The organism is Vibrio sp. 1978 (assembly GCF_033344345.1).
Genome location: NZ_JAWPOP010000744.1, coordinates 1 through 592 on the forward strand (window position 1 = coordinate 1; position 592 = coordinate 592).

Consider the following 592-nt stretch of genomic DNA (forward strand, 5'->3'; position numbering starts at 1 on the left):
TACTTAACTTGATTCCACAAGGGCATATTCGTGTGGATTTGGCGTGTGAGAAAGGCTTACTGAACAGTGGGTGGCAAGGGATTATCATCGCCAATGAAGATGGACAGATTCTTGCGCACAACCAAGTTGCTTCTCAGCTCCTCGCGCAACAAAACGTCGTCGGGCAATCGCTCGAACACATTCTTTCTATCCAGAGTGCCGACCATCCTTTCGTGTTCAAAACAAAGCCGCTGACCGACAAAAAAGTGAAGTCTCGTTCCGTTACCGCTTCCAATGATCTGCATTATGGTGATTCCACTGTCGAGCATTGCTGGCAACAAGCCAATCGCGTTATCGATAAAGACATCAGTTTACTGATTCTCGGAGAAACCGGGGTCGGTAAAAATGAGTTTGTAAAAGCGCTACATAAAAACAGCCAGAGAAAAACTGGCCCTCTGGTTTCCGTCAACTGTGGCGCACTACCGAAAGATTTGGTTGAGTCCGAATTGTTTGGCTACGTCGCTGGTGCATTTACTGGCGCAAACAGCAAAGGCTATCAGGGTAAAATTCGTCAGGCTCATAAAGGGATTTTATTTCTGGATGAAATCGCCGA

At 46.6% G+C, this 592-nt stretch carries 1 protein-coding gene; it reads left to right on the plus strand.

The genetic code is table 11. The features are described 5' to 3' along the window. Window positions 1-592: sigma 54-interacting transcriptional regulator (locus R8N49_RS28875; RefSeq protein ID WP_318190669.1), on the plus strand; the 592-nt coding region annotated here is incomplete at both ends.